The 25,928-nt window shown below is 71.7% G+C and carries 25 protein-coding genes and 1 tRNA gene; 14 read left to right on the top strand and 12 right to left on the bottom strand.

Features of this window, described 5'->3' with window-relative positions; translation table 11 throughout:
* The first annotated feature begins 26 nt into the window (after window positions 1-26).
* Together ACZ4N4_RS32230 and ACZ4N4_RS32235 are read left to right on the top strand one after the other, a co-directional pair.
* Window positions 27-749 (top strand): molybdopterin-dependent oxidoreductase, encoded by a 723-nt coding sequence (locus ACZ4N4_RS32230; protein WP_467595428.1) that lies wholly within the window; start codon window positions 27-29, stop codon window positions 747-749.
* A complete protein-coding gene (locus ACZ4N4_RS32235) occupies window positions 733-1,356 on the top strand; it encodes a cytochrome b/b6 domain-containing protein (protein ID WP_450758731.1) in 624 nt (207 codons plus the stop codon). Before ACZ4N4_RS32230 ends, ACZ4N4_RS32235 begins: the two co-directional genes overlap by 17 nt.
* 18 nt (window positions 1,357-1,374) lie before the next feature.
* Here the strand turns inward: ACZ4N4_RS32235 and ACZ4N4_RS32240 are convergent, their stop codons facing one another.
* From ACZ4N4_RS32240 to ACZ4N4_RS32250, 3 genes are all read right to left on the bottom strand, one after another.
* Complete coding sequence (locus ACZ4N4_RS32240; RefSeq protein ID WP_467595431.1) at window positions 1,375-1,563, bottom strand: hypothetical protein; 189 nt, start codon at window positions 1,561-1,563, stop codon at window positions 1,375-1,377.
* Window positions 1,564-1,601: 38 nt separating this feature from the next.
* Window positions 1,602-2,999, bottom strand: coding sequence for a GntT/GntP/DsdX family permease (locus ACZ4N4_RS32245; RefSeq protein ID WP_467595434.1), 1,398 nt, complete (start codon window positions 2,997-2,999; stop codon window positions 1,602-1,604).
* An 82-nt stretch (window positions 3,000-3,081) separates the two neighbouring features.
* Window positions 3,082-3,603, bottom strand: a complete 522-nt coding sequence (locus tag ACZ4N4_RS32250; protein ID WP_360489614.1) for a gluconokinase — start codon at window positions 3,601-3,603, stop codon at window positions 3,082-3,084.
* Window positions 3,604-3,763: 160 nt separating this feature from the next.
* On the opposite strand from ACZ4N4_RS32250, the gene ACZ4N4_RS32255 reads away from it, so the two are divergent.
* A complete protein-coding gene (locus ACZ4N4_RS32255; RefSeq protein ID WP_467595437.1) occupies window positions 3,764-4,465 on the top strand; it encodes a FadR/GntR family transcriptional regulator in 702 nt (233 codons plus the stop codon).
* A 6-nt stretch (window positions 4,466-4,471) separates the two neighbouring features.
* On the opposite strand, the gene ACZ4N4_RS32260 is transcribed toward ACZ4N4_RS32255, so the two are convergent.
* The 4 genes from ACZ4N4_RS32260 to ACZ4N4_RS32275 all read right to left on the bottom strand — a co-directional run bounded on the left by ACZ4N4_RS32260 (window position 4,472) and on the right by ACZ4N4_RS32275 (window position 11,024).
* Entirely contained in the window at window positions 4,472-4,870 is a 399-nt protein-coding gene (locus ACZ4N4_RS32260) for a YchJ family protein (RefSeq protein WP_453574987.1), read from the bottom strand.
* Window positions 4,871-4,882: 12 nt separating this feature from the next.
* Window positions 4,883-6,256 carry a M1 family metallopeptidase gene (locus ACZ4N4_RS32265; protein WP_467595440.1) on the bottom strand — a complete coding sequence of 458 codons (1,374 nt, stop codon included), beginning with the start codon at window positions 6,254-6,256 and terminating at the stop codon, window positions 4,883-4,885.
* A 77-nt stretch (window positions 6,257-6,333) separates the two neighbouring features.
* On the bottom strand, window positions 6,334-10,203 hold the full coding sequence (locus ACZ4N4_RS32270) for a Pls/PosA family non-ribosomal peptide synthetase (RefSeq protein WP_467595443.1): 3,870 nt from the start codon (window positions 10,201-10,203) through the stop codon (window positions 6,334-6,336).
* A 377-nt stretch (window positions 10,204-10,580) separates the two neighbouring features.
* A complete protein-coding gene (locus ACZ4N4_RS32275) occupies window positions 10,581-11,024 on the bottom strand; it encodes an ATP-binding protein (RefSeq protein ID WP_453574992.1) in 444 nt (147 codons plus the stop codon).
* Between the two features lie 241 nt (window positions 11,025-11,265).
* Between ACZ4N4_RS32275 and ACZ4N4_RS32280 the strand changes: the two genes are divergently transcribed.
* Window positions 11,266-12,132, top strand: coding sequence for a helix-turn-helix domain-containing protein (locus tag ACZ4N4_RS32280; RefSeq protein ID WP_450758748.1), 867 nt, complete (start codon window positions 11,266-11,268; stop codon window positions 12,130-12,132).
* 3 nt (window positions 12,133-12,135) lie between these two features.
* On the top strand, window positions 12,136-12,372 hold the full coding sequence (locus tag ACZ4N4_RS32285; protein WP_467595446.1) for a DUF397 domain-containing protein: 237 nt from the start codon (window positions 12,136-12,138) through the stop codon (window positions 12,370-12,372).
* A 51-nt stretch (window positions 12,373-12,423) separates the two neighbouring features.
* Here ACZ4N4_RS32285 and ACZ4N4_RS32290 read toward each other — a convergent pair.
* Window positions 12,424-12,511 (bottom strand) — tRNA-Leu (locus ACZ4N4_RS32290).
* A gap of 198 nt (window positions 12,512-12,709) precedes the next feature.
* On the opposite strand from ACZ4N4_RS32290, the gene ACZ4N4_RS32295 reads away from it, so the two are divergent.
* The 3 genes from ACZ4N4_RS32295 to ACZ4N4_RS32305 all read left to right on the top strand — a co-directional run bounded on the left by ACZ4N4_RS32295 (window position 12,710) and on the right by ACZ4N4_RS32305 (window position 15,564).
* On the top strand, window positions 12,710-14,035 hold the full coding sequence (locus tag ACZ4N4_RS32295; RefSeq protein ID WP_467595448.1) for a M20/M25/M40 family metallo-hydrolase: 1,326 nt from the start codon (window positions 12,710-12,712) through the stop codon (window positions 14,033-14,035).
* Window positions 14,036-14,197: 162 nt separating this feature from the next.
* Entirely contained in the window at window positions 14,198-14,431 is a 234-nt protein-coding gene (chpH, locus tag ACZ4N4_RS32300; protein ID WP_046732802.1) for a chaplin ChpH, read from the top strand.
* A 134-nt stretch (window positions 14,432-14,565) separates the two neighbouring features.
* Window positions 14,566-15,564 (top strand): chaplin family protein, encoded by a 999-nt coding sequence (locus ACZ4N4_RS32305; RefSeq protein WP_467595451.1) that lies wholly within the window; start codon window positions 14,566-14,568, stop codon window positions 15,562-15,564.
* 102 nt (window positions 15,565-15,666) lie between these two features.
* On the opposite strand, the gene ACZ4N4_RS32310 is transcribed toward ACZ4N4_RS32305, so the two are convergent.
* The gene (locus tag ACZ4N4_RS32310) at window positions 15,667-15,855 is read right to left on the bottom strand and encodes a DUF5703 family protein (protein ID WP_046732800.1); all 189 of its coding nucleotides are present in this window, start codon (window positions 15,853-15,855) and stop codon (window positions 15,667-15,669) included.
* Between the two features lie 47 nt (window positions 15,856-15,902).
* Here ACZ4N4_RS32310 and ACZ4N4_RS32315 point away from each other — a divergent pair, with 47 nt between their 5' ends.
* Entirely contained in the window at window positions 15,903-16,631 is a 729-nt protein-coding gene (locus ACZ4N4_RS32315; RefSeq protein ID WP_453575000.1) for a hypothetical protein, read from the top strand.
* Between the two features lie 117 nt (window positions 16,632-16,748).
* Here the strand turns inward: ACZ4N4_RS32315 and ACZ4N4_RS32320 are convergent, their stop codons facing one another.
* Both ACZ4N4_RS32320 and ACZ4N4_RS32325 read right to left on the bottom strand, forming a co-directional pair.
* Entirely contained in the window at window positions 16,749-19,166 is a 2,418-nt protein-coding gene (locus ACZ4N4_RS32320) for a helix-hairpin-helix domain-containing protein (RefSeq protein WP_467595455.1), read from the bottom strand.
* Entirely contained in the window at window positions 19,163-20,146 is a 984-nt protein-coding gene (locus ACZ4N4_RS32325; RefSeq protein WP_467595458.1) for an aldo/keto reductase, read from the bottom strand. The genes ACZ4N4_RS32320 and ACZ4N4_RS32325 overlap by 4 nt, the downstream gene beginning before the upstream one ends.
* 254 nt (window positions 20,147-20,400) lie before the next feature.
* Here ACZ4N4_RS32325 and ACZ4N4_RS32330 point away from each other — a divergent pair, with 254 nt between their 5' ends.
* Together ACZ4N4_RS32330 and ACZ4N4_RS32335 are read left to right on the top strand one after the other, a co-directional pair.
* Complete coding sequence (locus ACZ4N4_RS32330; RefSeq protein ID WP_467595461.1) at window positions 20,401-21,456, top strand: LLM class F420-dependent oxidoreductase; 1,056 nt, start codon at window positions 20,401-20,403, stop codon at window positions 21,454-21,456.
* A gap of 229 nt (window positions 21,457-21,685) precedes the next feature.
* Window positions 21,686-22,474, top strand: a complete 789-nt coding sequence (locus tag ACZ4N4_RS32335) for a ferritin-like domain-containing protein (protein ID WP_467595463.1) — start codon at window positions 21,686-21,688, stop codon at window positions 22,472-22,474.
* Window positions 22,475-22,503: 29 nt separating this feature from the next.
* On the opposite strand, the gene corA is transcribed toward ACZ4N4_RS32335, so the two are convergent.
* Complete coding sequence (corA, locus tag ACZ4N4_RS32340; protein ID WP_453575010.1) at window positions 22,504-23,508, bottom strand: magnesium/cobalt transporter CorA; 1,005 nt, start codon at window positions 23,506-23,508, stop codon at window positions 22,504-22,506.
* A gap of 173 nt (window positions 23,509-23,681) precedes the next feature.
* Between corA and ACZ4N4_RS32345 the strand changes: the two genes are divergently transcribed.
* The 3 genes from ACZ4N4_RS32345 to ACZ4N4_RS32355 all read left to right on the top strand — a co-directional run bounded on the left by ACZ4N4_RS32345 (window position 23,682) and on the right by ACZ4N4_RS32355 (window position 25,846).
* Complete coding sequence (locus ACZ4N4_RS32345) at window positions 23,682-24,368, top strand: histidine phosphatase family protein (protein WP_467595466.1); 687 nt, start codon at window positions 23,682-23,684, stop codon at window positions 24,366-24,368.
* 108 nt (window positions 24,369-24,476) lie between these two features.
* Window positions 24,477-25,067: a DUF3090 domain-containing protein gene (locus ACZ4N4_RS32350; RefSeq protein WP_360489597.1), complete on the top strand. Its 591-nt coding sequence runs from the start codon at window positions 24,477-24,479 to the stop codon at window positions 25,065-25,067.
* On the top strand, window positions 25,031-25,846 hold the full coding sequence (locus ACZ4N4_RS32355; RefSeq protein ID WP_453575014.1) for an SCO1664 family protein: 816 nt from the start codon (window positions 25,031-25,033) through the stop codon (window positions 25,844-25,846). Before ACZ4N4_RS32350 ends, ACZ4N4_RS32355 begins: the two co-directional genes overlap by 37 nt.
* Window positions 25,847-25,928: the final 82 nt, after the last annotated feature.

A 25,928-nucleotide genomic window follows, 5' to 3' on the forward strand; every position in this document is an offset into this window, starting at 1 on the left:
CGCCCCGAGGGTGTTCGAATGTGTACGTGAATTCTGAACGACCCGAGGAGGGTCGGCCGATCGGCCGACGGGTGTTCCTCGGCACCGTAGGCCTGGGCGCCCTCGGTGTCGTGACCGCGCCGGTGCTGCAACGCGTCACCGAGTCGGTCCTCGGCACCTTCTCCGGCAAGGACCCCACGGGCCTGACCGGCCTGCTCCCGAACGGCGGCGGCTTCCGCTACTACTCGGTGACCGGGCCGGTGCCGAACAGGACCGCCGCGGACTACCAGCTGAAGATCGACGGCCTGGTCGACAAACCGCGCACCTTCAGCCTGGCCGAGCTGCGCGCCCTGCCGCAGACCCGGCTGGTCAAGGACGTCCAGTGCGTGACCGGGTGGCGGGTGCCGGAGACCCCGTTCGAGGGGGTCCGCCTCTCGCACCTGCTGGACCTGGCGGGGGTACGCGATACCGCGAAGGCGATCCGCTTCACCTGCTTCGACGGCGCGTACACCGAGAGCCTCACCCTCGACCAGGCGCGGCGGCCGGACATCCTGGTCGCGCTGCGCATGCAGGACAAGGCCATCGGACACGACCACGGCGGCCCGGTCCGCCTCTATGTCGCCCCCATGTACTTCTACAAATCGGCCAAGTGGCTCTCCGGCATCACGGTGACCGACAAGGTGCAGCCGGGATACTGGGAACACCTCGGTTACGACGTCGACGCCTGGGTCGGCCGCTCGAACGGACGCGACGATGAGCCTACGAGCTGAGGCACCGGCCGCAACCGGGCGGCTGCACCGCTTCACCCCCGCCGAGCGCTGGATCCACCGCACGACGGCGGCGCTGATGGGCATCTGCGTGCTGACGGCCGCCTGCCTCTACATCCCGCAGCTGGCGATCCTGGTCGGCCGCCGCGAACTGGTCGTCCGCATCCACGAGTGCGCCGGCCTGGCCCTGCCCGTGCCGGTCCTGCTCGGCCTCGCCTCCCGCGCCTTCCGCAGGGACCTCGGCTTCCTGAACCGCTTCGGCCCCCACGACAGGCTCTGGCTGCGGGCCGCCCTGAGCCGTGACAAACGCCCGTCCTCCCGTCCGGCGGGCAAGTTCAACGCCGGCCAGAAGATCTACGCGAACTGGATCGCCGGCGCCACCCTGGTCATGCTCGCCACCGGCCTGCTGATGTGGTTCACCCACCTCACCCCGCTGATGTGGCGCACCTCGGCCACCTTCGTCCACGACTGGCTGTCCCTGACGATCGGCGTCGTCCTGGCGGGCCACATCGGCATGGCCATGGCCGACCCGGAGGCGAGGCAGGGGCTGCGCACCGGGAAGGTGAGCAAGGAGTGGGCGAAGCGGGAGCATCCGCTGTGGCGGCCCTGATTCCCCGCCGGACGTCGATCAGGCCGGTGGCCGCCCGAGCAGCGAGCGCGGCCGCGAGTCCAGGTTCGCTTCAGCCGCCTCGCTGATCGCGCGGACCACGTGGGCGGCAGGGCGCACGCCCCCGACGGAGGACGCCGACTGTCCGTAGAGGATCTCGCCGGTCCGCCGCCGGATGCCGAGCGGACCCACCCGCTCCTCGACGTCCACGACGCCGGTGTGCGGCCGGCGTCGTGTCCGCGGTGCCTCTAGACGATCAGCGAGAGGAGCAGGACCAGGCCGCCCGCCACCACCGAGATGATCGTCTCCATGATCGACCAGGTCTTGACGGTCTGCCCGACGCTCAGCCCGAAGTACTCCTTGACCAGCCAGAAACCGGCGTCGTTGACATGGCTGAAGAAGAGCGAGCCGGCGCCGATGGCCAGGACCAGCAGGGCCGTGTGGGCCGTCGACATGTCCGCCGCCAGCGGGGCCACCAGGCCCGCCGCCGAGACGGTCGCCACCGTCGCCGAGCCCGTCGCCAGCCGGATCGCCACCGCGATCAGCCAGGCCAGCAGCAGCGCCGGGATCGACCAGTCCTTGGAGATCTCCAGGATCATCTGGCCGACACCGCAGTCGATCAGCGTCTGCTTGAAGCCGCCGCCCGCGCCGACGATGAGCAGGATGCCCGCGATGGGCATCAGCCCCTTGTCGACCGTCTGCTGGAGCCGTTCCTTGGAGAACCCGGCCGGGCGGCCCAGCGTGAAGAAGCCGACGATCACGGCCGCGAGCAGGGCGATCAGCGGGGAGCCGATGACGTCGAAGACCCGCTGGACGGTGTGCGCCGGGTCGTCGACGACGATGTCCACCAGCGCCTTGGCCAGCATCAGCACGACCGGGAGCAGGATGGTGGCGAGGGTGGCGCCGAAGCCGGGGCGCTTCTCCAGCTCCTCCGAGGGACGCTGCGGGAGCATCCGGTCGGGGGCCGGGACGTCCACCCAGCGGGCGGCGACCTTGGAGAACAGCGGACCGGCGACGATCACGGTCGGGATGGCCACCAGGACGCCGAGGGCCAGGGTCACGCCCAGGTTGGCACCGACCGCGTCGATCGCGACCAGCGGGCCGGGGTGCGGCGGCACCAGGCCGTGCATCACGGACAGACCGGCCAGTGCCGGGATGCCGATACGCATCAGGGAGTAGTTGCCACGCTTGGCGACCATCAGCACCACCGGGATCAGCAGCACGATGCCGACCTCGAAGAACAGCGGCAGACCGACCACGGAGGCGATCAGCACCATCGCCCACGGCATGGAGCGGCCGCCGGCCTTGGCGAGGATCGTGTCGACGATCTGGTCGGCCCCGCCGGAGTCGGCGAGCAGCTTGCCCAGGATCGCCCCGAGCGCGATCAGGACACCCACGCCGGCGACCGTGGCGCCGAGGCCGGCGGTGAAGCTGGTGATGACCTTGTCCAGCGGCGCCCCGGCGAACGCGCCGAGCGCGAGCGAGCCGATGGTCAGCGCCAGGAAGGCGTGGAGCTTGAACTTGGTGATGAGCAGGACGATGACGGCGAAGGCCGCAAGGACGGCGATGCCGAGCTGGGCATGTCCGGCCGAGGTGATGGGCGCGACGGTGTCCGCTGCCAGCATCTCGACGCTGAGTCTGGTCACGGTGGTTCCTTGGAGATACGGGGACGGAGAACTTGCAGATACGGGGACAAAAAAAAGGGGGGGTACTGCCGAGAAGGGGGAGTTACCGCCGGGTGAGGTCGGGCAGCGCGTCCAGGGCCCGCACGGCCCGTGCGGTGATCTCCTCGGGGCTGCCGGTGACGTCCACGGCGACCCCCGGCTCGTCCGCCTCCAGCGGCTGGAGCGTGGCGAACTGGGAGTCCAGCAGCGCGGTCGGCATGAAGTGACCCTGCCGATGCGACATCCGGTCCTCGATGAGCTTCCGGTCACCGGTGAGGTGCACGAAGACGACGCCCGGGGCGGCGGCGCGGAGCCGGTCACGGTACGACCGCTTCAGCGCGGAGCTGCTGACCACTCCGCCCAGGCTTTCCCGCCCGTGCGCCCAGGAGCCGATGGCGTCCAGCCACGGCCACCGGTCGGCGTCCTCCAGCGGGTGCCCGGCCGACATCTTGGCGATGTTGGCCGGCGGGTGGAAGTCGTCGCCCTCGGCGTAGGGGACGCCGAGCCGGGCGGCGAGCAGAGGACCGATCGTGGTCTTGCCCGTGCCGGCGACGCCCATCACCACGACGACATGGGGGGTCCGCATCACTGCCTCGCTGTCTTCCTCGGGATTCCTCAACGAGAGACACCGGCGTACGACATCCGGCGTCGGCCTCACTGAAACCCATTAGGTACGACGAATTCAAGAGTCTGTGACAAATAAGTCTGACTTTTTGGCTCTGTGATCCGCTCGGTACGCTGAGTGCATGAGCACCATGGGCCGTGGGCTGCACGGCCGCGTACTTGACTCCCTCGGCCCCGCGATCACCGCCGGCGAGTACCCGCCGGGCAGCGTCCTGCGCACGGACGAGCTGGCCCAGCACTTCGAGGTGTCGCGCTCGGTGATGCGCGAGGCGGTCCGGGTCCTGGAGTCCATGCACCTGGTCGAGTCCCGTCGCCGGGTCGGCGTGACGGTCCGCCCGAAGGCCGAGTGGAACGTCTACGACCCGCAGGTCATCCGCTGGCGGCTGGCCGGCGCCGACCGCCCCCACCAGCTGCGCTCACTGACCGTGCTGCGCTCGGCGATCGAGCCGGTGGCCGCGCGCATGGCGGCGAAGAGCGCCACGGCGGAGCAGTGCGCCGAACTCACCGAGTGCGCGCTCGGCATGGTGGCCAACTCACGCGGCCACCGGTTGGAGCACTACCTGATCCACGACATGGCGTTCCACCGGGTGATCCTCAACGCCTCCGGCAACGAGATGTTCGCCCGCCTCGGCGACGTGGTGGCGGAGGTCCTCGCGGGCCGTACCCACCACGAGGTGATGTTCGAGGACCCCGACCCGGCCGCCGTCACCCTCCATGTCCAGGTCGCCGAGGCGGTACGGGAGGGCGACGCGGTCCGAGCCGAGCAGCTGACCCGCGAGATCACCGTCGGCGCCCTCCAGGAACTGGACATCCTGGCGCCCTAGGCCGCCCTAGTCCAGGAAGTCACCGTCCAGGTACACCCAGGCGCCGTCGACCCGCTCGAACCGGCTGAGTTCGTGCAGGGACCCGCCCCTGAAGGAGGCGCGGAAGGTCACCGTGCCGGTGGCGTGGAAGGCCGAACCGTCGCTCGTCGCCAGGATCTCCAGGCCCGTCCACCGCATCCCGGGGTCCAGGTCGAGCCGGCCCGGACGGGTCCGGGGATGCCAGGTGCGCAGCAGGTACGGCTCGTCACGCCTGACGAACGCGCTGTAGCGCGAGCGCATCAGTGCCTCGGCGGTGGGCGCCGTCGCCGCACCGCGGTGGAACCGGCCGCAGCACTTCTCGTACGTCTCCGCCAGGCCGCACGGACAGTCGGCGGCGGGCTGTCGCCGGGATCGCTTCGCTGCCAAGAGTCCGCCCCCCTACGCCGACTCGGCGTTGGTGGGCGGCTGCACCGGACGGGCCGGCACGCTCAGGGTGGGCAGCGCGGGCAGCGCCACGCCGTGCACCCAGGCGTCGAGGAGGGCGTCGAGCGGCTCGTCCGCGAACCGGTTGACGTGCGCCGTGAACATGGCGGTCGTCACCGTCCCGCCCCGGTGCAGGCCTGCCCACGCCCGCAGCATGTGGAAGAACCGCTCGTCGCCGAGTGCGCAGCGCAGCGCGTGGACCGTGACCCCGCCGCGCTCGTAGAGCCGGTCGTCGAACATCGCCTTGCGGCCCGGGTCGGCGATCCGGATGTCCTGCGGCAGCCCGGACAGCAACCGGTGCGCACCGGCCGCCAGTTGCTGGGCGCTACGGCCACCGGACCGCTCCGACCACAGCCACTCCGCGTACTTGGCGAGCCCCTCGTTCAGCCAGATGTGCCGCCAGTCCGCGATGGAGACGCTGTTGCCGAACCACTGGTGCGCCAGCTCGTGCGCCACCAGCCGCTCCGAACCCCGAGCCCCGTCCACGTGGTTGACGCCGAACAGCGACAACCCCTGTGCCTCGACGGGGACGTCGAACTCCTCGTCGGTGACGACGACGGCGTACTCCTCGAACGGGTAGGGCCCGAAGAGCCGTTGGAACAGGTCCATCATCGCTGGCTGCCGGGCGAAGTCCCGCGAGAACTCGGGCAGCAGCTGCGCGGGTATGTGCCCGTGCATCGGGATCCCGCCGAAGCCCGGATCGCCCAGCAGCACCGTCTGGAACTTGCCGATCGCGAGGCCCACCAGATAGCTCGACGTCGGTGCCGCCTGCTCGTACACCCAGGTCGTCGTGGACGCCTTGGTGGTCCGGGTCAGCAGCCGCCCGCCGGCCACCACCGAGTACGCGGACGGGCAGGTGACCGAGATCAGGTAGGACGCCTTGTCGGCCGGCCGGTCGTTGCAGGGGAACCAGGAGGGCGCGCCGACCGGCTGGCTCGCCACCAGCGCGCCGTCCGTCAGCTCCTCCCAGCCGATCCCGCCCCAGGGGCTGTTCACCGGCCTGGGGTTGCCCGACCAGTGGATCTCCACGGTGAAGGCGGCCCCGGCCCGCAGCGGTTTGGCGGGCTTCACCCGCAGCCTGCCGCCGCGGTGCGTCCAGTGCGGCTGGCGGCCGTCCACCCGGATCCGGCCGATCTTGAAGTCGGCCAGGTTCAGCTGGAACTCGGGCAGCGCCGCCCGGCCCGCTATGGCGTTGATCCGGACCGAGCCGGCCAGTCGGTTGGGGCCGGGCCGGTAGTCCAGCGTGAGCTCATAGCGATGCACCCGGTACCGGGGATCGCCGTTGTCCGGGAAGTACGGGTCCGGACCCGCTGACTGCTGCACTGCCACTTCCGCGTTCGCTCCCTGCGCTGTGCTCGAACCGTCTCTCGGCGCACCGACGCCCGCGGCCACCGAACGGCCCGCGCTCAGGAACGCCATGCCTCGATCGGGTTGCCGAGCCAGCGGGTGTCGTCGGGAACCGACTCCGCCGCCATGACGAGCGACGCGGGACCCAGGGTGGTACGGGCCCCGATCGTGCTGCCGGGCAGCACGATCCCGCCAGGACCCAGTGTGGCGCCCTCACGGAGAACCACAGTATCCGTCCGCAAGATCCGGTCGTGGAAGAGGTGAGTCTGCAGGACACAGCCGCGGTTCACGGTGGCCGCGTCCTCCAGGGTCACCAGATCCGTCTCCGGCAGCCAGTAGCTCTCCACCCAGACGCCCTTGCCGATCCGCGCGCCGAGGCCGCGCAACCAGGCCGTCATCACCGCAGTACCCGGAACCGAGCCGGCCAGCCACGGCACCGCCAGCACCTCGACGAAGGTGTCCGCCAGCTCGTTGCGCCACACGAACGAACTCCACAGCGGGTGCTCCCCACCGCGGTGCCGCCCGACCAGCAGCCACTTGGCCAGCACCGACACCCCGCCCGCGACCGCACCGGCGGCGAGCAGCACCAGCCCCGACAGCACCGGCGCCCAGCCGCCCAGCGCGCACAGCGCGGCGACCGTCAGCCCGGCCAGCGCCACCGAGCACAGCACCGGCACGATCCTGCACAGCTCCACCAGACCGCGCGCCCACAGCAGCCGCGCCGGCGGCTCGTAGGTCCGGCTCTGGTCACCGTCCGACGCGCTGCGCGGCAGTTTCACCGGCGGCAGCCCCAGGTACGACGTGCCCTTCTTCGCCTTCTTCGGCGTCGCCGACAGCACGCCCACCAGACCGCCGTCCGGCACGCTGCGGCCCGGCGCGGTCATCCCGGAGTTCCCGAGGAACGCCCGCCGCCCGATCTCCGCGCGCCCGATCCGCACATATCCGCCACCGAGCTCGTACGGCGCGGTCAGCGTGTCGTCGGCCAGGAACGCGCCCTCGCCGACCGTCGTCAGACTCGGCAGCGCGAGCACGGTCGACACCTCGGCACCGCGCCCGATCCGCATCCCGAGCAGCCGCAGCCACACGGGCGTGACCAGACCGGCGTACAGCGGGAACAGGGTGTCCCGGGAGCGGTCCATCAGCTGGGAGACCGTCCAGGCCTGCCAGCCGATCCGGCTGTGCGTCGGATGCGTGCCGACCCGCAGGCCCAGGCTGAGCAGCCGAACGGAGACCAGGATCAGCAGCGCGTACACCAGCCCGAAGGCCAGCGTGGCCGGGACCAGCGCGACCGCCGCGCCCCGCAGGGCCTCGGCCAGGCCGTCCCCGGGAGCCACGAGACGCCCGGCGACCAGCAGTGCGGCGGCACCCGCCAGCACGGGCAGCGCGCTGAGCCCGACGCCCGTCAGGCCGTACATCACCCGCCAGTAGGTGCCGCGCTGCGGCCGCTGCTTGGGCCAGTTCCGCTTGGCCTTGCCCAGCTTGACCGCCGGGGCGCCGGCCCAGCGCTGGCCGGTCGGGATCTGCCCGGTGACCGCCGAGCCGGGCGCCACCTCGGCGCGCTTGCCGACCCGGGCGCCCGGGAAGAGGATGCCGCGCGTGCCGACGACCGCGTGGGCGCCGATCCGGACCGGACCGATCACCAGCCGGTCGCCGTCCAGCCAGTGGCCGGACAGGTCCACCTCGGACTCCACGGCCGCGCCGCGCCCCACCCTGAGCAGGCCGGTGACCGGCGGCAGCGAGTGCAGGTCCACCTCGGGACCGATCTTGGCGCCGAGCGCCCGCGCGTACCGCTCCAGCCAGGACCCGGTCAGCGCGGTCGCGCCGGTGAACTCGGTCAGCCGCTCGGCCGTCCACAGCCGCAGATGGACCGAGCCGCCGCGCGGATACCGGCCGGGCTTCACGCCCCGCAGCAGCAGCCGCGCGCCACCGGCGGCGATCGCGATCCGGCCGGGCGGGGTGTACAGGACCAGGGCCCCGAGGGCGACCAGCCACCAGGGTGCGGTGGGCAGCCAGCCGTAGCCGCCGAGCACGTTGCCGAGGGCGGCCAGGACGACCGTCCAGCGCAGCCCGAGCAGGCTGAACAGCGGGAGCAGCACCATGAGCTGCACCAGCTGGGCGGCGCGCGGCACCGGCGCGATCGTCCGCTGCGCGGTGTCGTCCTGCGCGGACTCCTCCAGGTGGCGGGCCAGCTTGCGCAGCTCCGGCTGCTGGTAGATGTCGAGGACGGCCGCGCTCGGGTAGCGGGTGCGCAGCCGGGTGGTGAGCTGGGCGGCGGACAGGCTGCCGCCGCCGATCGCGAAGAAGTCGTCGGAGGCGCTGCTCACCGGGATGCCGAGGACCTCGGTCCACTGCTCGGCGAGCCAGGCCTCGGTGCCGTACAGCTGCTCCGCCCTGCCGGCCGTCTCCAGGCCCTCCAGGGGCCAGGGCAGGGCGTTGCGGTCGACCTTGCCGGAGGTGCGGGTGGGCAGCTCCTCGACGGGCGCGAGCAGCGGGACGAGGGCCGCGGGCAGCTCGGCGCGCAGCTTCTCGACGGCGGTCGGGTGGTCCCAGCCGTCCTGGGTGACGATGTAGCCGACGAGCAGCTGGTTGCCGCTGCGGGCGGTCCGTACGGCCGCCGCGGCGCCCGCGACGCCCGGCAGCGCCTGGAGGGCCGCGTCGACCTCGCCCAGCTCGATACGGCGGCCGCCGAGCTTGATCTGCTCGTCCGCGCGCCCGAGGAACACCAGTCCCTCGCGGTCGGCGCGCACCAGGTCACCGCTGCGGTACGCGCGGTCCCAGCCCAGCGACGGAAGCGGCGCGTACTTCTCCGCGTCCTTCTCGGCGTCGAGATAGCGGGCCAGGCCGACCCCGCCGATCACCAGCTGGCCGCTCTCGCCCATCGCCACGGGCTCGCCCGCGTCGTCGACGACGGCGAGTTCCCAGCCTTTCAGCGGCAGCCCGATGCGGATCGGCTCCTCGCCGCTCATCAGGGCCGCACAGGCGACGACGGTGGCCTCGGTGGGCCCGTAGGTGTTCCAGACCTCGCGGCCCTCGGTGACCAGCCGCTGCGCCAGCTCGGGCGGGCAGGCCTCGCCGCCGAAGATGAGGAGACGGACGTCGTTGAGGGTCTCGGGCTCCCAGAGCGCGGCCAGGGTCGGCACGGTCGAGACGACGGTGATCTCCTGCTCGACCAGCCAGGGGCCGAGGTCGGCGCCGCTGCGGACCTGGGAGCGGGGCACGGGCACCAGGCAGGCTCCGTAACGCCAGGCCAGCCACATCTCCTCGCAGGAGGCGTCGAAGGCCACCGAGAGGCCCGCCATGACCCGGTCGCCCGGGCCGATCGGGTCCTCGGTCAGGAACAGCGCGGACTCGGCGTCCACGAAGGCGGCGGCGCTGCGGTGGGTGACGGCGACGCCCTTGGGCTTGCCGGTGGAACCGGAGGTGAAGATGATCCAGGCGTCGTGCTCGACGCCGGGCCGCCGGGCGGCGTGGCGCGCCTCGGGGTTCCGTACGTCGATCTCCAGCCCGGCACCGAGGACGGCCGCGACCTCCGCCTCCCCGAACACCAGCGCGGCCCGCTCGTCGGGGTCCTCGGCGTCCACGGGGACATAGGCGGCACCGGCCGCGAGCACGCCGAGTACGGCGATGTACAGGTCGTTGGTCCCGGACGGCACTCGAACGCCCACGCGGTCGCCGAGCCCCACCCCGGCCTCGTGGAGCCGTCGCCGCAGCCGCTCGACCTCGACCGCGAGGGCGCGGTAGGTGAGCTGGGCGGTGCCGTCGTCCAGTGCGGGCTCGTCGGGGTGGGTCCGTACCGTTGCTTCGAGCACGTCCACGAGCGTGCGCGGCGAGGCCGCCGCTCCCGCCGAGAAGCGTGCCGTGTCCCCGAACTCCTCGCGGATCTCTTCGTCGAGCAGGCCGAGAGCACTGCTCTCGTCAATCGCTGCCATCCGGTCCTCGCGTCTCGTTCCCGGCACATCCGGGGCGCCGGCGGGTCCCCAGGTCTGCCTGGGGTTATCCGGCTCCGGCTGGGTAACAAGCCGGAAATATTAGTACGACGCTAGGCTCCCGTTCATCTTGTGGCCACTTGGAAGCGGCCGTTCGGGGCAGTCGCTTGAATTTTAAGGCACCGCTGACCAGGCCTTCTCCGACGTTGACGAGAGATGGGACACACAGCGTGAGGCCGGTCAACACAGTGTGAGAAACGCCAACGCGGCGTGGGAGGGGTCGATTCCACGGGTCCGACGGCGCGCGCGGCGACGGCCGGTGCCGTGGCAGGGAGGGGACTACGCCACGGAACCGGCCGTCGTCGTGGGGGGAGTGCGGATCAGGCGGCGGTGACCTCGGCCCAGATGGACTTGCCCCAGGGCAGATTGCCCACGCCCCAGCGGCCCGAGCACAGGGCGTCCAGGATCAGCAGACCGCGCCCGCGGTCGCGTTCGACGGAGATGGGGCGCAGCCGGGGATGGTGGTTGAGCGGATCGTGCACCTCGACCCGGGTCCGGGAGCCGTCGGTGTCGATGAGGAGTCTGACCGGGTCGTCCGGGTCGGTCTCGTAACGCAGGGAGTTGGTGACCAGCTCGCAGGTGACCAGCGCGACGGCCTCGATGTGGTCACGGGAGGCGTCCGGGGTGTGATGGCTGATGAAGTCGCTCACGAACGTCCGTGCCGCCCTGGCCGACTGGGGCTCGCTCGCCAGTAACAGGACCGGCGGCGGGGCGACTTGCAGTGCACGGGTTTCGGTCGTGGTGCTCCGCTGGCGCTCGATCATGTAGATCCCCTCACGGGCATGTCCCAACGCAGGCACGGTGGTTCGCCATGCGAGTGCGGTCACTTTCGTATTTCCCGGATTCATGGTGCCTTCACAGCACAGTCGATCGCAATACGTCCCACGTGATGTGAAAAATTGCGCACCTCTGCGAGAGACTTGCGGCACAAGCCGCCAGCCGGTGGCGAGGGTTGGGGCGGCACGGCAGACTGTCGGGCAGTTCACCGGACAGAAGGGGGAATCCGTGAGCACGCCCACGGTGCGCCGGCGACGGCTCGGTGCGAAGTTGCGCGAACTGCGCGGCGAACTCACCCTCGACGAGGTCGCGGAGCACTCCGAAGGCGCGTTCGTCTCCTCGAAGCTGTCCCGGATGGAGACCGGCAAGACCGCCCCCAAGGCAGCGGACATCCAGGCGCTGCTCGATCTGTACACCGCACTCGGCCGCGACGTGAGCGACGAACTGCGCGCGGCCCTGATCACACTCACCAAGGACGCAGGGCGCCGTGACTGGTGGCACTCGTACCGGGGTGTCCTCACCCCGGTGTACGAGGACCTGATCAGTCTGGAGGCCGAGGCAGAGACGGTCTCCACCTGGCAGTTGGGGATGATCCCCGGACTGCTCCAGACCGCCGAGTACGCCCGCGAGATCATCCGGGCGACCGCCATGTCCGAGGCGGTCGAGGCACGGGTCGACGCGCTGGTCGAGGTACGGCTGGCACGTCAGGCCGTGCTCACCCGCGACAGCGACCCGCTGGCGCTCTGGGCGATCATCTCCGAACAGGCCCTGCGCTGCACCACCGAGGACCCCGCCCTGATGTACGAGCAGTTGGGGCGCCTGCTTACGATGGGGCGGCGTCCGAACATCAACATCCAGGTGTTGCGCTCGGACGCCCCCCTCCACGCCGGCCTGACCGGCACCTTCAGCATCCTGGGCTTCGGTCCGCACACGGACCTGGACGTCGTCCACCAGGAAGGGCTGACCTCCGCCCTGTACATCGAGGAACGTGATCGGGTCTCCACGCACCGGGCCGCGTGGCAACGCCTCACGTCTGCCGCCGAGTCCGTCGAGGCGTCGGTGGAACTGATCACCCAGATAAGGAAGAACGAATAGCGAATGAAGCACGTTGACGACGCGTCGACTCTGCCGGTGACCTGGTGGAAGTCCTCGGCGTCCGCATCACAGTCCGACTGCGTGGAATGCGGGATCGTCGACGAGGCGACGGTGGCCGTCCGCGACAGCAAGCGCCCCTGCGGGCCCGCGCTGCTGCTGGGCCGGGCGGCGCTCTCCGCGTTCACCTCGGCCGTGCCCCACGGAGACCTCGGGAACGGCCGAATAGGCCGCCTCGGCTGACCCCCACACCCTCGAAAACCAAGAAACCCCTGCTCAGCAGGGGTTTCTTTGTGGTGTCCGAGGGGGGACTTGAACCCCCACGCCCGATAAAGGGCACTAGCACCTCAAGCTAGCGCGTCTGCCATTCCGCCACCCGGACAAGGTGTCTGTCGCGCGGGGTCTCCCTCGCGGCGACGAAGGAAACATTACCAGGCTTTCGGAGGTGGCCGATCACACCCCGTTCCGGGGGCGGCCGGGCGTGAACGGCGTGTGACGGACCAGGACCGGTCTTGGGCTCGGGCGGGAAGGGAGAGAGGATGACAGGGACCGGCCGGTAGTGACAGCGGAAGGAAGCAGCGTGAGCGAGACGGACACGGCCAGGAGCGTCACCGGTGAGGACGAGGTCGTGGACCTCTGCCGCGAGCTGATCCGCTTCGACACCAGCAACTACGGCGACCACTCCGGGCCCGGCGAGCGCAAGGCCGCCGAGTGGGTGGCCGAGAAGCTCGCCGAGGTCGGCCTCGAGCCGAAGATCTTCGAGTCGCACCCGGGCCGCGCCTCGACGGTGGCCCGCATCGAGGGCGCGGACCCGACCCGGCCCGCCCTGCTGATCCACGGCCACCTCGACGTCGTACCGGCCAACGCCGACGACTGGACCCACCACCCGTTCTCCGGCGAGGTCGCGGACGGGTGCGTGTGGGGCCGGGGCGCGGTCGACATGAAGGACATGGACGCGATGACCCTGGCGGTCGTACGCGACCGGCTGCGCAGCGGCCGGAAGCCGCCCCGGGACATCGTGCTCGCCTTCCTCGCCGACGAGGAGGCCGGCGGCACCTGGGGCGCCCGGCACCTCGTCGACAACCACCCGGACCTCTTCGAGGGCGTCACCGAGGCGATCAGCGAGGTCGGCGGCTTCTCCTTCACGGTGAACGAGCAGCGCCGCCTCTACCTGATCCAGACGGCCGAGAAGGGCATGCACTGGATGAAGCTGAAGGTGGCCGGTACCGCCGGGCACGGTTCGATGATCCACCGCGACAACGCGATCACCGAGCTGTCCGAGGCCGTCGCCCGGCTCGGCCGGCACAAGTTCCCGGTCCGGGTCACCAAGACCACCCGGGCCTTCCTCGACGAACTGGGCGACGCGCTCGGCACCGAACTGGACCCGGAGGACATGGAGTCGACGCTGGCCCGGCTCGGCGGCATCGCCAAGCTGATCGGCGCGACGCTCAGCAACACCGCCAACCCGACCCAGCTGAACGCCGGTTACAAGGTCAACGTCATCCCCGGCGAGGCCACCGCGCACGTGGACGGCCGTTTCCTGCCCGGCCACGAGGAGGAGTTCCTCGCCGACCTCGACCGGATCCTCGGCCCGAACGTGGTCCGCGCGGACGTGCACTCCGACAAGGCGCTGGAGACCTCCTTCGACGGGGCGCTGGTGGAGGCCATGCAGTCCTCGCTGCTGGCCGAGGACCCGACCGCCAGGGCGATCCCCTACATGCTCTCCGGCGGCACCGACGCCAAGTCCTTCGACGACCTCGGCATCCGCGGCTTCGGCTTCGCGCCGCTCAAGCTGCCGCCGGAGCTGGACTTCGCGGGCATGTTCCACGGCGTGGACGAGCGGGTGCCGGTGGACGGTCTGCAGTTCGGCGTGCGGGTGCTTGACCGGTTCATCGACGCGTCGTGAAGCGGTACGCGTCGTGAAGTCCTGGCTTCAGGTAATCGGGCGGCTGTGCGAGTTCGACTGAAAAGAGTGAATGCGACGATAAGCTCGTAGCTCGATTACTTCCTCCTCGTTACATCTAATGCGATCCGCTACTTGGGATCGCATTGCCAACAAGGAGGAATAATGCTCAAGAAGGTCGTCGCTGCTGCGGCTGCCACTGGTGGTCTGGTTCTCGCGGGTGCGGGCCTGGCCGTCGCCGACTCGGGTGCTCAGGGCGCTGCCGTGGGTTCCCCGGGTGTCATCTCCGGCAACGTGATCCAGGTTCCCGTGCACGTCCCGGTGAACGTCTGCGGCAACACGATCTCGGTGATCGGGCTGCTGAACCCCGCCTTCGGCAACACCTGCATCAACAAGTGACGCCGGCTCCCTGAGGGGCGTCTTTCCGTCGGCCCCGGAGTGCGCGCCATGCGCTCCGGGGCCGACCGGTTTTTCCGCGGGCTCTTTCCGCGGGAAATGCAACGGTCAGGATCCAAGGCAGGGGGAATTCAGAAATGCGACAGGGCACCCGTAAGGGCCTTATGACAGTTGCCGCGGCGACCGGCGTGATCGCCGCGGCGGGCGGCTACGCCCACGCCGACTCGGGGGCCGTCGGCTCCGCCACCGACTCACCCGGCGTGCTGTCCGGCAACACGGTGCAGGCGCCGGTGCACGTGCCGGTGAACGTCTGCGGCAACACCGTGAACGTCGTCGGCGTCCTCAACCCGTCGATGGGCAACAAGTGTGCCAACCACGGTGGCGGGGGCGGTGCTTCCACGGGCCACGGCGGGTACGGGGGGCAGACGGGACACGCCGGGCACACCGGGCACGGCGGTGGCCACGGAAGCCATGGCGGCTCGCACGCCGGGGGACACACCGGGGGTTCGCCCGGGGTCGGTTCGGGCAACACCGTGCAGGTGCCGATCGACGTTCCGGTCAACGTGTGCGGGAACAGCGTCGACGTCATCGGGATCGGCAACACCGCCGTGGGCGACGAGTGCGCCAACGGGGGGAGTTCCGGACATTCCGGTGGCTCCGGTGGTTCCGGTGGCGATCACTGCACGCAGCCGCCCGGTCACGGAGGTCACGGAGGCCACGGAGGTCACGGACACGGGACGCCCCCGGGGCACGGAGGGCACGGAGGGCACGGCGGCCACCCGGGTCACCCCGGGACTCCGGGTCAGCCGGGTCAGCCTGGGAATCCGGGTCAGCCGGGTCACCCCGGGACTCCGGGACAGCCCGGAACGCCAGGACATCCGGGTCACCCGGGCAACCCGGGCCAGCACACCGGTACGCCGCCCGGTCACTCCGGGGGACGGACCGTCACGACCGGTACCCACGGCTCCGGCCTCGTCGCCCCGCTGGGCAGCCTGTCGGTGACCCAGCCCGGCCCGGCCACCGCCCAGCTCGCGCACACCGGCAGTGACCTCCCGCTGGGCCTCGCGCTTCCGGCGGGCGCCGGCGCGCTGCTCGCGGGCGCGGTGCTGTACCGCAAGGCACGCGCCTCGGCGTAGCGCACGGACGGTGACGCGCTCCCCGAGGGGGCGCCCCGGCAGCGGTGCGTGGAACGGAGCGGGCCCCGTCGATGCGGGGCCCCTTCCGTCATTCGGAGAGTCTCACCATGTGGCACGCACCTGGCGGATGATCCGCCGGCGCAACCGCACCCTGCGGCTGCCGTCGCGCATGAGGCTCAGTCGGTCCAACTCCCAGTGTCCGTACTCGGCATGGTCCGTCAGTAGACGCGTCGCCTCCTTGCGGGACACCCCGCGAGGCACGTACACGTCGACAAATTCGTATTCCGGCATCGCATCTATTGTGCGGGCTGGTGCCCGGTACGGATAGCGTCTGCACTATGTCTGATGCTGCGCAGCCCACCGCTGCCGAGGTACGCGCCGCCGCCGAGGCGGTCAAGACCGCGCTCGACCGCCATCTGGCCGCGGTCGAACGCAGGTCGGGGGAGGACGACCCGGCTGTCTACGAGGCGTTCAACCAGCTCGCCGCGGCCGCCGAGGTCTACGACGAGCTGCTCTACGACCGCTATGACGAGGTCACCCCCTTCGAGATCCCCGGCACCGAGGACTCGCTGCCACCGTACGCGGGGCCCGAGGAACCGAACGCGATCAGCGTGCTGATCCGCCGCGACTACGCCGTGGCGGAACCACAGCGGCTGCTGGCGCAGGCCCAGCGGGTCGAGGCGGCGGAGTACGGCGACGGCCCGGGCGCGGACCAGGACGCGGCCGGCACGATCCACGGGGCGCTGGGGATCCTGTTCGGCGAGTTCGAACCGGACGAGATCGCTTCCCGGCACAAGGAGTTCGGCCTGGAGGAGGGCGACTCCACACTGTGGGTGACCGCGGCGGACGAGCCGGCCGAGCCCGGTGAGTGGCTGGAGGCCCCGTTCGAGGGGGTCGATCCGCAGCGGGTCGTGTGCCGGTTCGACGTCAGCGCGGTGTTCGACGACGAGGACCATGAGGACCACGAGGACGCCGCCGGCATCGCGCGCAGCGAGGACCCGGACGAGCTGGAGGTCCTCGGCCTCGACGAGGACGAGGACCTGGAGCCGCTGGACGCCGAGCGCTGACCCTCCGGCCGCCCGGCGGTGCCTTGCCGGCCTTGCGGCCGGTTCGGCACCGCCGGTCAGCGGAGACAGCGGAGACAGCGGAAGAACGGGACAGCGGAGCAGAGAGGCGGAGCCGGGTCAGGCCCCGGCCGTCGTCGGTACCTGGGTCCTGAGCAGGAGCGGAAGGCGGGTCGTCCGGGGCTTCGGCAGGGTCTCGGCCACCGCCTTCGGCAGAGCCTGGTCCACGCCGTGGACCACCGACAGATGCCGCTCCGCCCGGCTGAACGCCGTGTACACCCAGGGGCGGCTGAGCGACTGGGCCGCGTCGCCGGGGAGCACCACGACCGCCGCAGGCCAGCGGCCCCCGACCGCCTGGTGGGCGGTCAGCGCCCAGCCGTGCCGTACGGCCTGCTCCACCCGCTCCTTCGGGACGACCACGGGCGCGCCCGCGCACGACAGGTGCAGCCCGTCGGCGTCGGCGTTCACCACCTGCCCCGGGACCGTACGGCCCGGCGCGGGGGAGTAGGCGATCCGGTCACCTGGATCGAAGCCGCCGAAACGGCCGGGGCCCGGGTTGAGCCGTTCCTTGAGGGCCGCGTTGAGGGCACGGGTGCCGGCCGCGCCGCCATGGCCCGGGGTGATCACCACAGTCTGCTCGGCGGGGACGCCGATGGCGCGCGGGACGGAGTCGGCGACCAGCTGCACCGTCCGGTGCACCGCCTCGCCCGCGTCCCGCACCGGCACGATCACGATCTCCTTGCCGGGCGCCTCGACCTGGCTGAGCTCACCGGCGCCGATTCCGGAGACCAGTTCGCCGAGCGGGCCGGGGTCGGGCGTGCGCGAGGCGATCTGTGGGCACACCCGGGCCGCCAGCAGGTCGGCGAAGACCCGCCCGGGGCCCGCCGACCACAGCACCGCCGGATCCCCGCTGAGCACCAGCCGGGCCCCGTCCGGCAGCGCCTCCACGAGCATCGCCGCGCCCTCCACGTCCAGCTGGGGCGCGTCCAGCACGATCAGCAGGTCGAGGTCGAGGGCACCCTCCGCGTCCCGGCCCGGCCCCTCGGTGCCGGAGAGCAGACCGGCGACCGTACCGACGGCCGCCTCGCCGTCCGCCGGCAGGGCGGCCAGGCGGCGGCGTCCCTCCGGGGTGTGGACGGCGGCGAAGGCGCGCAGTCCGGCGCTCCGGGCGGCGGTCAGCAGGGCCGCCGGTTCGGCGCGGGCCGCCTCGCCGCCCGTGTGCAGCACCAGGCCGTGTCCGGCGACCGCCGCCGCCAGCTCGGCCGCACCGCCGGAGGTCGCCGCGGCGGCCGCCTCCCAGGGCTGTGAGGCGTCGGTGGACAGCGAGTTGACCAGCCGGGCCAGTCCGTCGGCGAGGCTCTCCTCGGCCAGCGCGTACCGCTCCAGACCGACCAGGACCCGGACCGGCCGCTCCTCCTCGTCGTCCTCGGGCTCGGGGGCTCCTGGATCCAGCAGATCCTGGAAGACCAGCGCGTCTCCCTCGGCGAGCGCGTCCTGCACGGCCGCCTCCGGGTCGGGCACCGCCCGCTGGGCCAGCGCGGCGGTGAGCGCCGGCATCTCCAACGCGGTGTGCCCGGCCAGGGCGGCCTGTTCCAGGAGCCAGCCGGTCAGCGCCCGGCCGCGCCGTTCGTCGCCCGGACCGCACTCCGCGCCCAGCAGCGCCCGCGCGAACCCGTCCGCGTGGTCCGGCCGTACGCCGGTGACCCGGAGCAGCTGCCAGGGGTCCTCCCGCAGCAGGGTGTCCGCGCCCTCACCGAGGACGGCGGCGACCTGGGGGGCGAGCGACTCGGGCGCACCGCCCTCGGCCAGCACCGCCCGAACCACCGAGACCGTCTCCACGGCGGGCGCCGCGGGTGCCGCGGGCGCGGCGGCGACAGGTGCGGGCTGGGGCCGGTGAGCCGGCTCCGGTACGGACGCCTGCCGCGGGGCGGGCTCCGGGGCGGCGAACACGGTGGCCGCGGGCTTCTCGCCGCTCTCCACCGCCCGGATCGCCGCGAGCAGGTCGGCCGCCTTGCCACTGAGCTTGGTCCCGGCCTCGACCGGCCCCGCCTTCTCGGCCTTCCGCCGCTCGATCCGCTCCCGCTCGACCCGCTGGGCGGCCAGCTCGGCCTCGGCCTCCGACAGCCGCGCGGCACCCACCGAGCCGCCGTCGCCCCCACCGCCCTCCGAGTCACCGCCCGCGCCCGCGCCGCCGCCGTCGGCCCGGTCGCCGCCATCGCCTTCGCCGGCCTCCGGGGCACCGCCCGCGCCTGCGGTGTCGCCGCCCTCGGCCCGGCGGCTGCCGTTGCCCGCGTCGCCCTTTGCGCCTGCACCGCCCTCCGGGCCACCGCCCGCGTCCGAGATGCCGCCGTCGGCCCGATCGCTGCCGTCGCCCGCGTCGTCCGTGCCCGTCGCGCGGGAGTCGGCGGGTTGCGTGTCGCTTGCCGTGTCGCCTGCCGCGGCGGTGGTGGTGGCGAGGGCGTCGGTCTCCGTCGTGCCCCCGGACGTCGTGCCCTCGTCGGCCTCGGGCGTGGCGCCCAGCCCCGGCTCCGTGCTCACAGCGTGCTCCAGTCGTGATCGGGATAGCGGTGCACGGGCGCCGACACGTCGTCGAGCGCCCGGCAGATCTCGTCAGGAAGACTAAGCGCCTCCACTGACAATGCCCCCGTGAGCTGCTGCGCGTTGCGCGGGCCGACGATGGGCGCGACCACGCCCGGCCGGTCCCGTACCCAGGCGAGCGCCACCTGGAGCGGTGTCACGGCGAGCCCGTCCGCCGCCGTCTGCACCGCGTCCACGATCCGGGTCGCGGTGTCGTCGAGATACGGCGCGACGAACGGCGCCAGATGCTCCGAGGCGCCTCTGGAGTCCGGGGGAGTGGAGTGGCGGTACTTCGCGGTCAGTACGCCCCGGCCCAGCGGGGAGGACGGCAGCAGGCCGATGCCGAGGTCGAGGGTGGCGGGCAGCACCTCGCGCTCCACCCCCCGCTGGAGCAGCGAGTACTCCAGCTGGGTGCTGGCCAGCCGGGTGCGGGTGCCCGGTGCCGCGAGCTGCCAGGTCGCCGCCTTGGCGATCTGCCAGCCGCAGAAGTTGGAGACCCCGGCATACCGGGCGCGGCCGCTGCTCACGGCCAGGTCGAGGGCCTGGAGGGTCTCCTCCAGCGGGGTGTCCGGGTCGTAGGCGTGCACGTGCCAGACGTCGACGTAGTCCGTGCCGAGGCGGCCCAGGGAGGCGTCGAGCGCGGCGAGCAGATGGCCGCGGGAGCCGTTGAAACGGCGGTCGGGGTCGGGGACACTGCCCGCCTTCGTCGAGATGACCAGGTCCCGGCGCGGCACCAGCCCCTCTATGAGTTGCCCGAGCAGATACTCGGCCTCTCCGTCGCCGTACACGTCCGCGGTGTCGACGAGGGTTCCGCCGGCCTCCCAGAACGCCTTCAGCATGTCCGCGGCGTCGTGCTCGTCGACGTCCCGGCCCCAGGTGAGGGTGCCGAGTCCGATGCGGGACACGCGCAGGCCGGTACGGCCGAGATGCCTCTGCTCCATGCCCGCGAGATTACTGGCCAGAGCTGGTGCGTTGGGTTGCCTGTGGATAACCGATTTCACAGCGCAGCGGTGCGTTGCAGGAGGCGGGAGCCGCCCTACCCAGGGGCGCGGGGCAGTCCCGATGCGCGGCTCCGCCGGGTGGGCGCGCTCAGCCCCACGACCCGCCGTCGGACCACGACCAATCCCCCACACAGAAAGTCCCCGCGCTAAGGTCTCCGCGACAGCGACGTTACTGATCGGTAAGGGGATCGGCCATGAAGCTCGGGATCAACCTCGGCTACTGGGGTGCCGGGATGGACGGGGACAATCTGGCCGTGGCGCAGGAGGCCGAGCGGCTCGGGTACGCCGTCTGCTGGGCCGCCGAGGCCTACGGCTCCGACGCCGCCACCGTACTCAGCTGGGTCGCCGCCCAGACCGAGCGCATCGACGTCGGCTCGGCCATCTTCCAGATCCCGGCCCGGCAGCCCGCGATGACCGCGATGACCGCCGCGACGCTCGACTCGCTCTCCAAGGGCCGCTTCCGGCTCGGCCTCGGCGTCTCCGGGCCGCAGGTCTCCGAGGGCTGGTACGGCGTCAAGTTCGACAAGCCGCTCTCCCGCACCCGCGAGTACGTGGAGATCGTGCGCAGGGCGATGAGCCGCGAGCGGCTGTCGTACGAGGGTGAGCACTGGACACTGCCGCTGCCGGGCGGCCCCGGCAAGCCGATCAAGCTGACCGTGCACCCGGAGCGCGAGCACATCCCGGTCTACATCGCCGCCATCGGGCCGAAGAACCTGGAGCAGACCGGCGAGATCGCCGACGGTGCGCTGCTGATCTTCCCCTCCGCCGACCACCTGGAGGAGACGGCCGTCAAGTACCTGCGCGCGGGGCGGGAGAAGGCCGGCAAGACCCTCGACGGGTTCGACATCTGCCCGACGCTGCCGCTCGCCGTCGGCGAGGACAAGGACGTGGCGACGCTCGCCGACACCTTCCGGCCGTACACCGCGCTGTACGTCGGCGGCATGGGCAGCCGCAAGCAGAACTTCTACAACCAGCTCGCCCAGCGCATGGGGTACGAGCAGGAGGCCGTCGAGATCCAGGACAAGTACCTGTCCGGGGACAAGAACGGGGCCGCCGCCGCCGTACCGCAGGAGCTGATCGACCAGACCACGCTGCTCGGTTCCGTGGACCGGATCGCCGACCGGATGAAGGACTACGCGGCCGCCGGGGTCACCACCCTGTCGCTCGCACCCGCCGGGTTCGCCCTGGAGGAGCGGCTCGCCTCGCTGCGGGCCGGCGCCGAGGCCCTGGAGCGCGCCGGACTCGCGTAAGCGCTCCGGCGAGAGAGAAGTCCGCGGCCGTGGTGGGGGCTCGGGGGGTCTTCCCCGCCACGGCCGTCATGCAGAACAACGCGCCCGCGCCCGCCCGGTTACGCCCCCCGTGTGACCCCGGCGCCCCTCCTTTCGGCCGAGTTCGTCCGCACAGCTGTTGCGGCCGTCCGGATGCGGCATTTGACTCGTTCTCTGCGGGTTTGGTGAGTTCTCCGGAGGGGTGCCCACGATGCTTTCGGCGAAGAGTCTGTTCCTGGAGATCCTCGACAACGACGAGTCCTTCCGGCTCTTCTGTTCCATCGCGGCCAGCGGGGAGTCGCAGGGCGGCTGGGAGAACGCGCGGATCGCCGCACTGGTACCGAGGACCGAACGCGACCTCGCCCCCAAGATCACCCGCCACGGCGCCGACGAGGACAAGCACGGGCGAATCTTCGACGCCCTCATGAACAGGCGCGGGCTCACCCCCGTCCCGGTCCCGCCCGACACCGACTACACGATGCTCCTGGAGCGGCACGGCATCGGGCTCGCCCACGACAAGCTCCGGGCCGACCGGCCGCTCACCGTGCAGGACATCGTCACCTACCTCGCCCACAGCCGGGTCACCGAGCAGCGCGCCTCGGAGCAGATGACGCTGCTGCGCAGGTACTTCGCCGACCACCCGGACCTCGGCCGCGCGGTGCGGATGATCTCCGACGACGAGGACAACCACCTCGCCTACTGCCACGAGGAACTGCTGCGGTACGCCGCCGCCGGGCACGGCCGCGCGATCCAGCGCACCCTGCGCGCGTGCGCGCTCGCCGAGATCCGGATCTACCGGGACGTCAGCCTCGCCTTCATGGCCCACATGGGACGCATACTCGGATGGCCCAAGGGCAGGTCCGCGCTGCTCGCGTTCGGCGTCCACGCCGTCTACGCCTACGAGCGCGCCGCCGGCTGGCGCCGGATGGTCTCGCTGCGGATGCCGGAGCGCAGGAACGCCCTGGGCGGCCCGGCCTCCGCCGCCCCCGAGTTCGCCTGAGCGGGAGCGAGGCGCTCGGCCGGCGCAGCTCACATCCAGCCGCGGCGCTTGAACATCCGGTACAGCACCAGCTCCAGGGAGGCCATGACCAGGATCACCGCCGGGTATCCCCAGAACCAGTGCAGCTCGGGCATGTGGTCGAAGTTCATTCCGTAGATCCCCGCGATCAGCGTGGGGACCGCTGCCATGGCCGCCCACGCGGAGATCTTCCGCATGTCGTCGTTCTGGCGCACGCTCATCTGCGCGAGATGGGCGTTGAGGACGTCCGACACCAGCCGGTCCAGGCCCTCCACGCCCTCGTTCACCCGTAGCAGGTGGTCGTTGACGTCCCGGAAGAACGGCCGGGCGTCCTCGCGCACGAAGGGTCCCGTCGCGCCGCTGCCGTAGGGACCCACTGCCGCCAGCTTCGTCATCGGCACGGCCAGCGGCACGGTGGCCCGGCGGAACTCCAGGATCTGCCGCTTGAAGGTGTAGATCCGCGACGCGGTGTGCCGGGAGCCGCCGCCGCTCGGCGAGAACACCTCGGCCTCCAGCTCCTCCAGGTCGTTCTGCAGCTCGGTCGCGACCTCCAGGTAGTTGTCGACGACCGCGTCGGAGATCGAGTACAGCACCCCCGTCGGCCCGTGCTTGAGCAGCTCGTGCTGCTCCTCCAGGTGCCGCCGGATGTCCCCGAGCGGCGAGGGCGTCCCGTGGCGCACAGTCACCACGAACGAGTCACCGATGAAGATCATCAGCTCCCCGGAGGTCACCGTGTCGCTCTTAGGTTCGTACGTCACCGGTTTCAGGACGACGAACAGCGAGTCGTCGTACACCTCCAGCTTGGGCCGCTGGTGGGCGGTCAGGGCGTCCTCGACGGCCAGCGGATGCAGCCCGAACTCGTCGGTGACCAGGTCGAACTCGTGCTCCGTCGGCTCGTACAGGCCGATCCAGAGAAAACTGTCGCCACGCGCGCGTGCCTCCGCGAGGGCATCGGAGAAGTCCTGCGGGGTCTCCATCCGCTCCCCGTCCCGGTAGATGGCACAGTCGACGATCACGGAGAGTATTCTCCCGTCGCCCGGCCCGCACCGCATTCGGTGACGTTCCTCTCCCCCGGACCGCCCCGGGCGGTGTCGAAGGACCGCACGCGCGCAGACCCGAAGCGGCGGGCGCGTTCGGCCCCTCGACACCGGCGCACCCCTTGGGCGGGCGAACGCCTACCCTGGGCCGCATGCCCACGCTGATCCTCGTAAGGCACGGACGGTCCACCGCCAACACCTCCGGGCTGCTCGCCGGCTGGACGCCCGGTGTCGCCCTCGACGAGCGCGGCGCCGCCCAGGCCGCCGCGCTGCCCGGCCGGCTCGCCGGGCTGCCGATCTCCGAGGTCGTCGCCAGCCCCCTGCAGCGCTGCCAGGAGACGATCCGCCCGCTGCTGGACGCCCGTCCCGGCCTCACCGCCCACACCGACGAGCGGATCGGGGAGGCCCACTACGGCGACTGGTCCGGCCGCAAGCTCGCCGAGCTCAAGGACGAGCCGCTGATGGAGGTGGTGCAGGCGCACCCGTCGGCGGCCGCCTTCCCGGGCGGGGAGTCCATGCGGGCCATGCAGACCCGCGCCGCCGAAGCGGTACGCGAGTGGAACGCGCGCGTGGAGCGCGACCACGGCGCCGACGCCGTCTACCTGATGTGCTCGCACGGCGACATCATCAAGTCGCTCGTCGCGGACGCGCTCGGTCTGCATCTCGACCTCTTCCAGCGGATCTCCGTCGAACCGTGTTCCATCACCGCGATCCGTTACACCCGTCTGCGGCCGTTTCTCGTTCGTCTCGGGGACACCGGGGATTTCGCCTCCCTTGCCCCCCGCGAGGAACCTGCCGGGGAAGACGCCCCGGTCGGTGGCGGTGCCGGCGCGCCGTGATCGTCAGCCGCAGTAGGGTGAAGCGATCCACGTAGTCGCCGACCGGCAACCCGCACGGTCAGTCGCCCTTCCGAGCCCCCGCACTCTCGATTCCCATGGAGACAGGACGTGTCCCGTCAGGTGTTCCTCTACGATCCGCCGGACCGCTTCGTCGCGGGCACGGTCGGACTGCCCGGACGCCGTACGTTCTTCCTCCAGGCCACGGCCGGCCCCCGGACGACCAGCGTGGCCCTGGAGAAGACCCAGGTCGCCGCGCTCGCCGAACGCATGGACGAACTCCTCGACGAGGTCGTCCGGCGCAGCGGCGGCAACGCGGCCGTCCCCGCCGTCGCACCCAACGAGATCGCCGACAGCGCCCCGCTGGACACCCCCGTCGAGGAGGAGTTCCGCGTCGGCACCATGGCGCTCGCCTGGGACGGCGAGGAAGAGCGCATGATCGTCGAGGCGCAGGCGCTCGTGGAGCTGGACGCCGATTCCGAGGAGGACCTCGCCGAGGCCGAGGAGCGGCTCCTCCAGGACGAGGAGAACGGGCCCCCGATGCTGCGGGTCCGGCTGACCGGCGCGCAGGCCAGGGCCTTCGCCAAGCGCGCTCTGGACGTCGTCAACGCCGGGCGGCCGCCGTGCCCGCTGTGCAGCCTCCCGCTCGACCCGGAAGGACACGTATGTCCGCGCCAGAACGGATACCGCCGCGGAGCGTGACCGCCGCCGAACTGCTCGCCCAGGGTGAGCTGAAGGTACGCGGACGCATCCGTGACGCCTCCAACGCGGCCCTGTTCTGCACGGTCGCGTACGACGGCGAGGAAGCGTCCTGCGTCTACAAGCCGGTCGCCGGGGAACGCCCGCTGTGGGACTTCCCCGACGGCACCCTCGCGCAGCGCGAGGTCGCCGCCTACGAGGTCGCCGCGGCCACCGGCTGGGACCTCGTCCCGCCCACCGTGCTGCGCGACGGGCCCTACGGCGAGGGCATGTGTCAGCTGTGGATCGACGTCGACCCCGAGAGCGCCGACCTGCTCGCCCTGGTCGACGCCGAGGAGCCGGAGCCGGGCTGGAAGGCGATCGGGTTCGCCGAGGTCGGCGAGGGGAAGACCGCCCTGCTGGTGCATGCCGACGACGAACGGCTGCGCCGGCTCGCCGTCCTCGACGCCGTGATCAACAACGCCGACCGCAAGGGCGGCCACCTGCTGCCCACCGGCGACGGACGGCTCTACGGCATCGACCACGGCGTGACCTTCAACGTCGAGAACAAGCTGCGCACCCTGCTGTGGGGCTGGGCGGGGGAGCCGCTCACCGGTGAGGCCGTGGAGGCCCTCAAAGGGCTGCGTGAGGCCCTCGGCGGGGCGCTGGGGGCCCGGCTGGCCGAGCTGATCACCGCGGCCGAACTCGACGCCACGCGCGCGCGTGTCGACGCGCTGCTCACCACCGGAAAGCACCCGGAACCGAGCGGAGAGTGGCCGGCCATCCCCTGGCCGCCCGTGTGACCGGGCCGCAGCACATCGCGGACGCAAGATCAAGAGTGCCTTCCCGGCCATCTGGCCTGGTCCGGTTCGTATACCGAACTCG

It is taken from the genome of Streptomyces sp. NPDC026538, assembly GCF_055567535.1.

Excerpts from the sequence above, each read along its gene's own strand:
- ACZ4N4_RS32345 (WP_467595466.1), top strand. The coding sequence starts at position 23,682 with ATGCCCACGCTGATCCTCGTAAGGCACGGACGGTCCACCGCCAACACC.
- ACZ4N4_RS32250 (WP_360489614.1), bottom strand. The coding sequence starts at position 3,603 with ATGCGGACCCCCCATGTCGTCGTGGTGATGGGCGTCGCCGGCACGGGC.
- ACZ4N4_RS32255 (WP_467595437.1), top strand. The coding sequence starts at position 3,764 with ATGAGCACCATGGGCCGTGGGCTGCACGGCCGCGTACTTGACTCCCTC.
- chpH (WP_046732802.1), top strand. The coding sequence starts at position 14,198 with ATGCTCAAGAAGGTCGTCGCTGCTGCGGCTGCCACTGGTGGTCTGGTT.
- ACZ4N4_RS32275 (WP_453574992.1), bottom strand. The coding sequence starts at position 11,024 with ATGATCGAGCGCCAGCGGAGCACCACGACCGAAACCCGTGCACTGCAA.
- ACZ4N4_RS32335 (WP_467595463.1), top strand. The coding sequence starts at position 21,686 with ATGCTTTCGGCGAAGAGTCTGTTCCTGGAGATCCTCGACAACGACGAG.
- ACZ4N4_RS32285 (WP_467595446.1), top strand. The coding sequence starts at position 12,136 with ATGAAGCACGTTGACGACGCGTCGACTCTGCCGGTGACCTGGTGGAAG.
- ACZ4N4_RS32325 (WP_467595458.1), bottom strand. The coding sequence starts at position 20,146 with ATGGAGCAGAGGCATCTCGGCCGTACCGGCCTGCGCGTGTCCCGCATC.
- ACZ4N4_RS32270 (WP_467595443.1), bottom strand. The coding sequence starts at position 10,203 with ATGGCAGCGATTGACGAGAGCAGTGCTCTCGGCCTGCTCGACGAAGAG.
- ACZ4N4_RS32330 (WP_467595461.1), top strand. The coding sequence starts at position 20,401 with ATGAAGCTCGGGATCAACCTCGGCTACTGGGGTGCCGGGATGGACGGG.
- ACZ4N4_RS32315 (WP_453575000.1), top strand. The coding sequence starts at position 15,903 with ATGTCTGATGCTGCGCAGCCCACCGCTGCCGAGGTACGCGCCGCCGCC.
- ACZ4N4_RS32310 (WP_046732800.1), bottom strand. The coding sequence starts at position 15,855 with ATGCCGGAATACGAATTTGTCGACGTGTACGTGCCTCGCGGGGTGTCC.
- ACZ4N4_RS32305 (WP_467595451.1), top strand. The coding sequence starts at position 14,566 with ATGCGACAGGGCACCCGTAAGGGCCTTATGACAGTTGCCGCGGCGACC.
- ACZ4N4_RS32235 (WP_450758731.1), top strand. The coding sequence starts at position 733 with ATGAGCCTACGAGCTGAGGCACCGGCCGCAACCGGGCGGCTGCACCGC.
- ACZ4N4_RS32355 (WP_453575014.1), top strand. The coding sequence starts at position 25,031 with ATGTCCGCGCCAGAACGGATACCGCCGCGGAGCGTGACCGCCGCCGAA.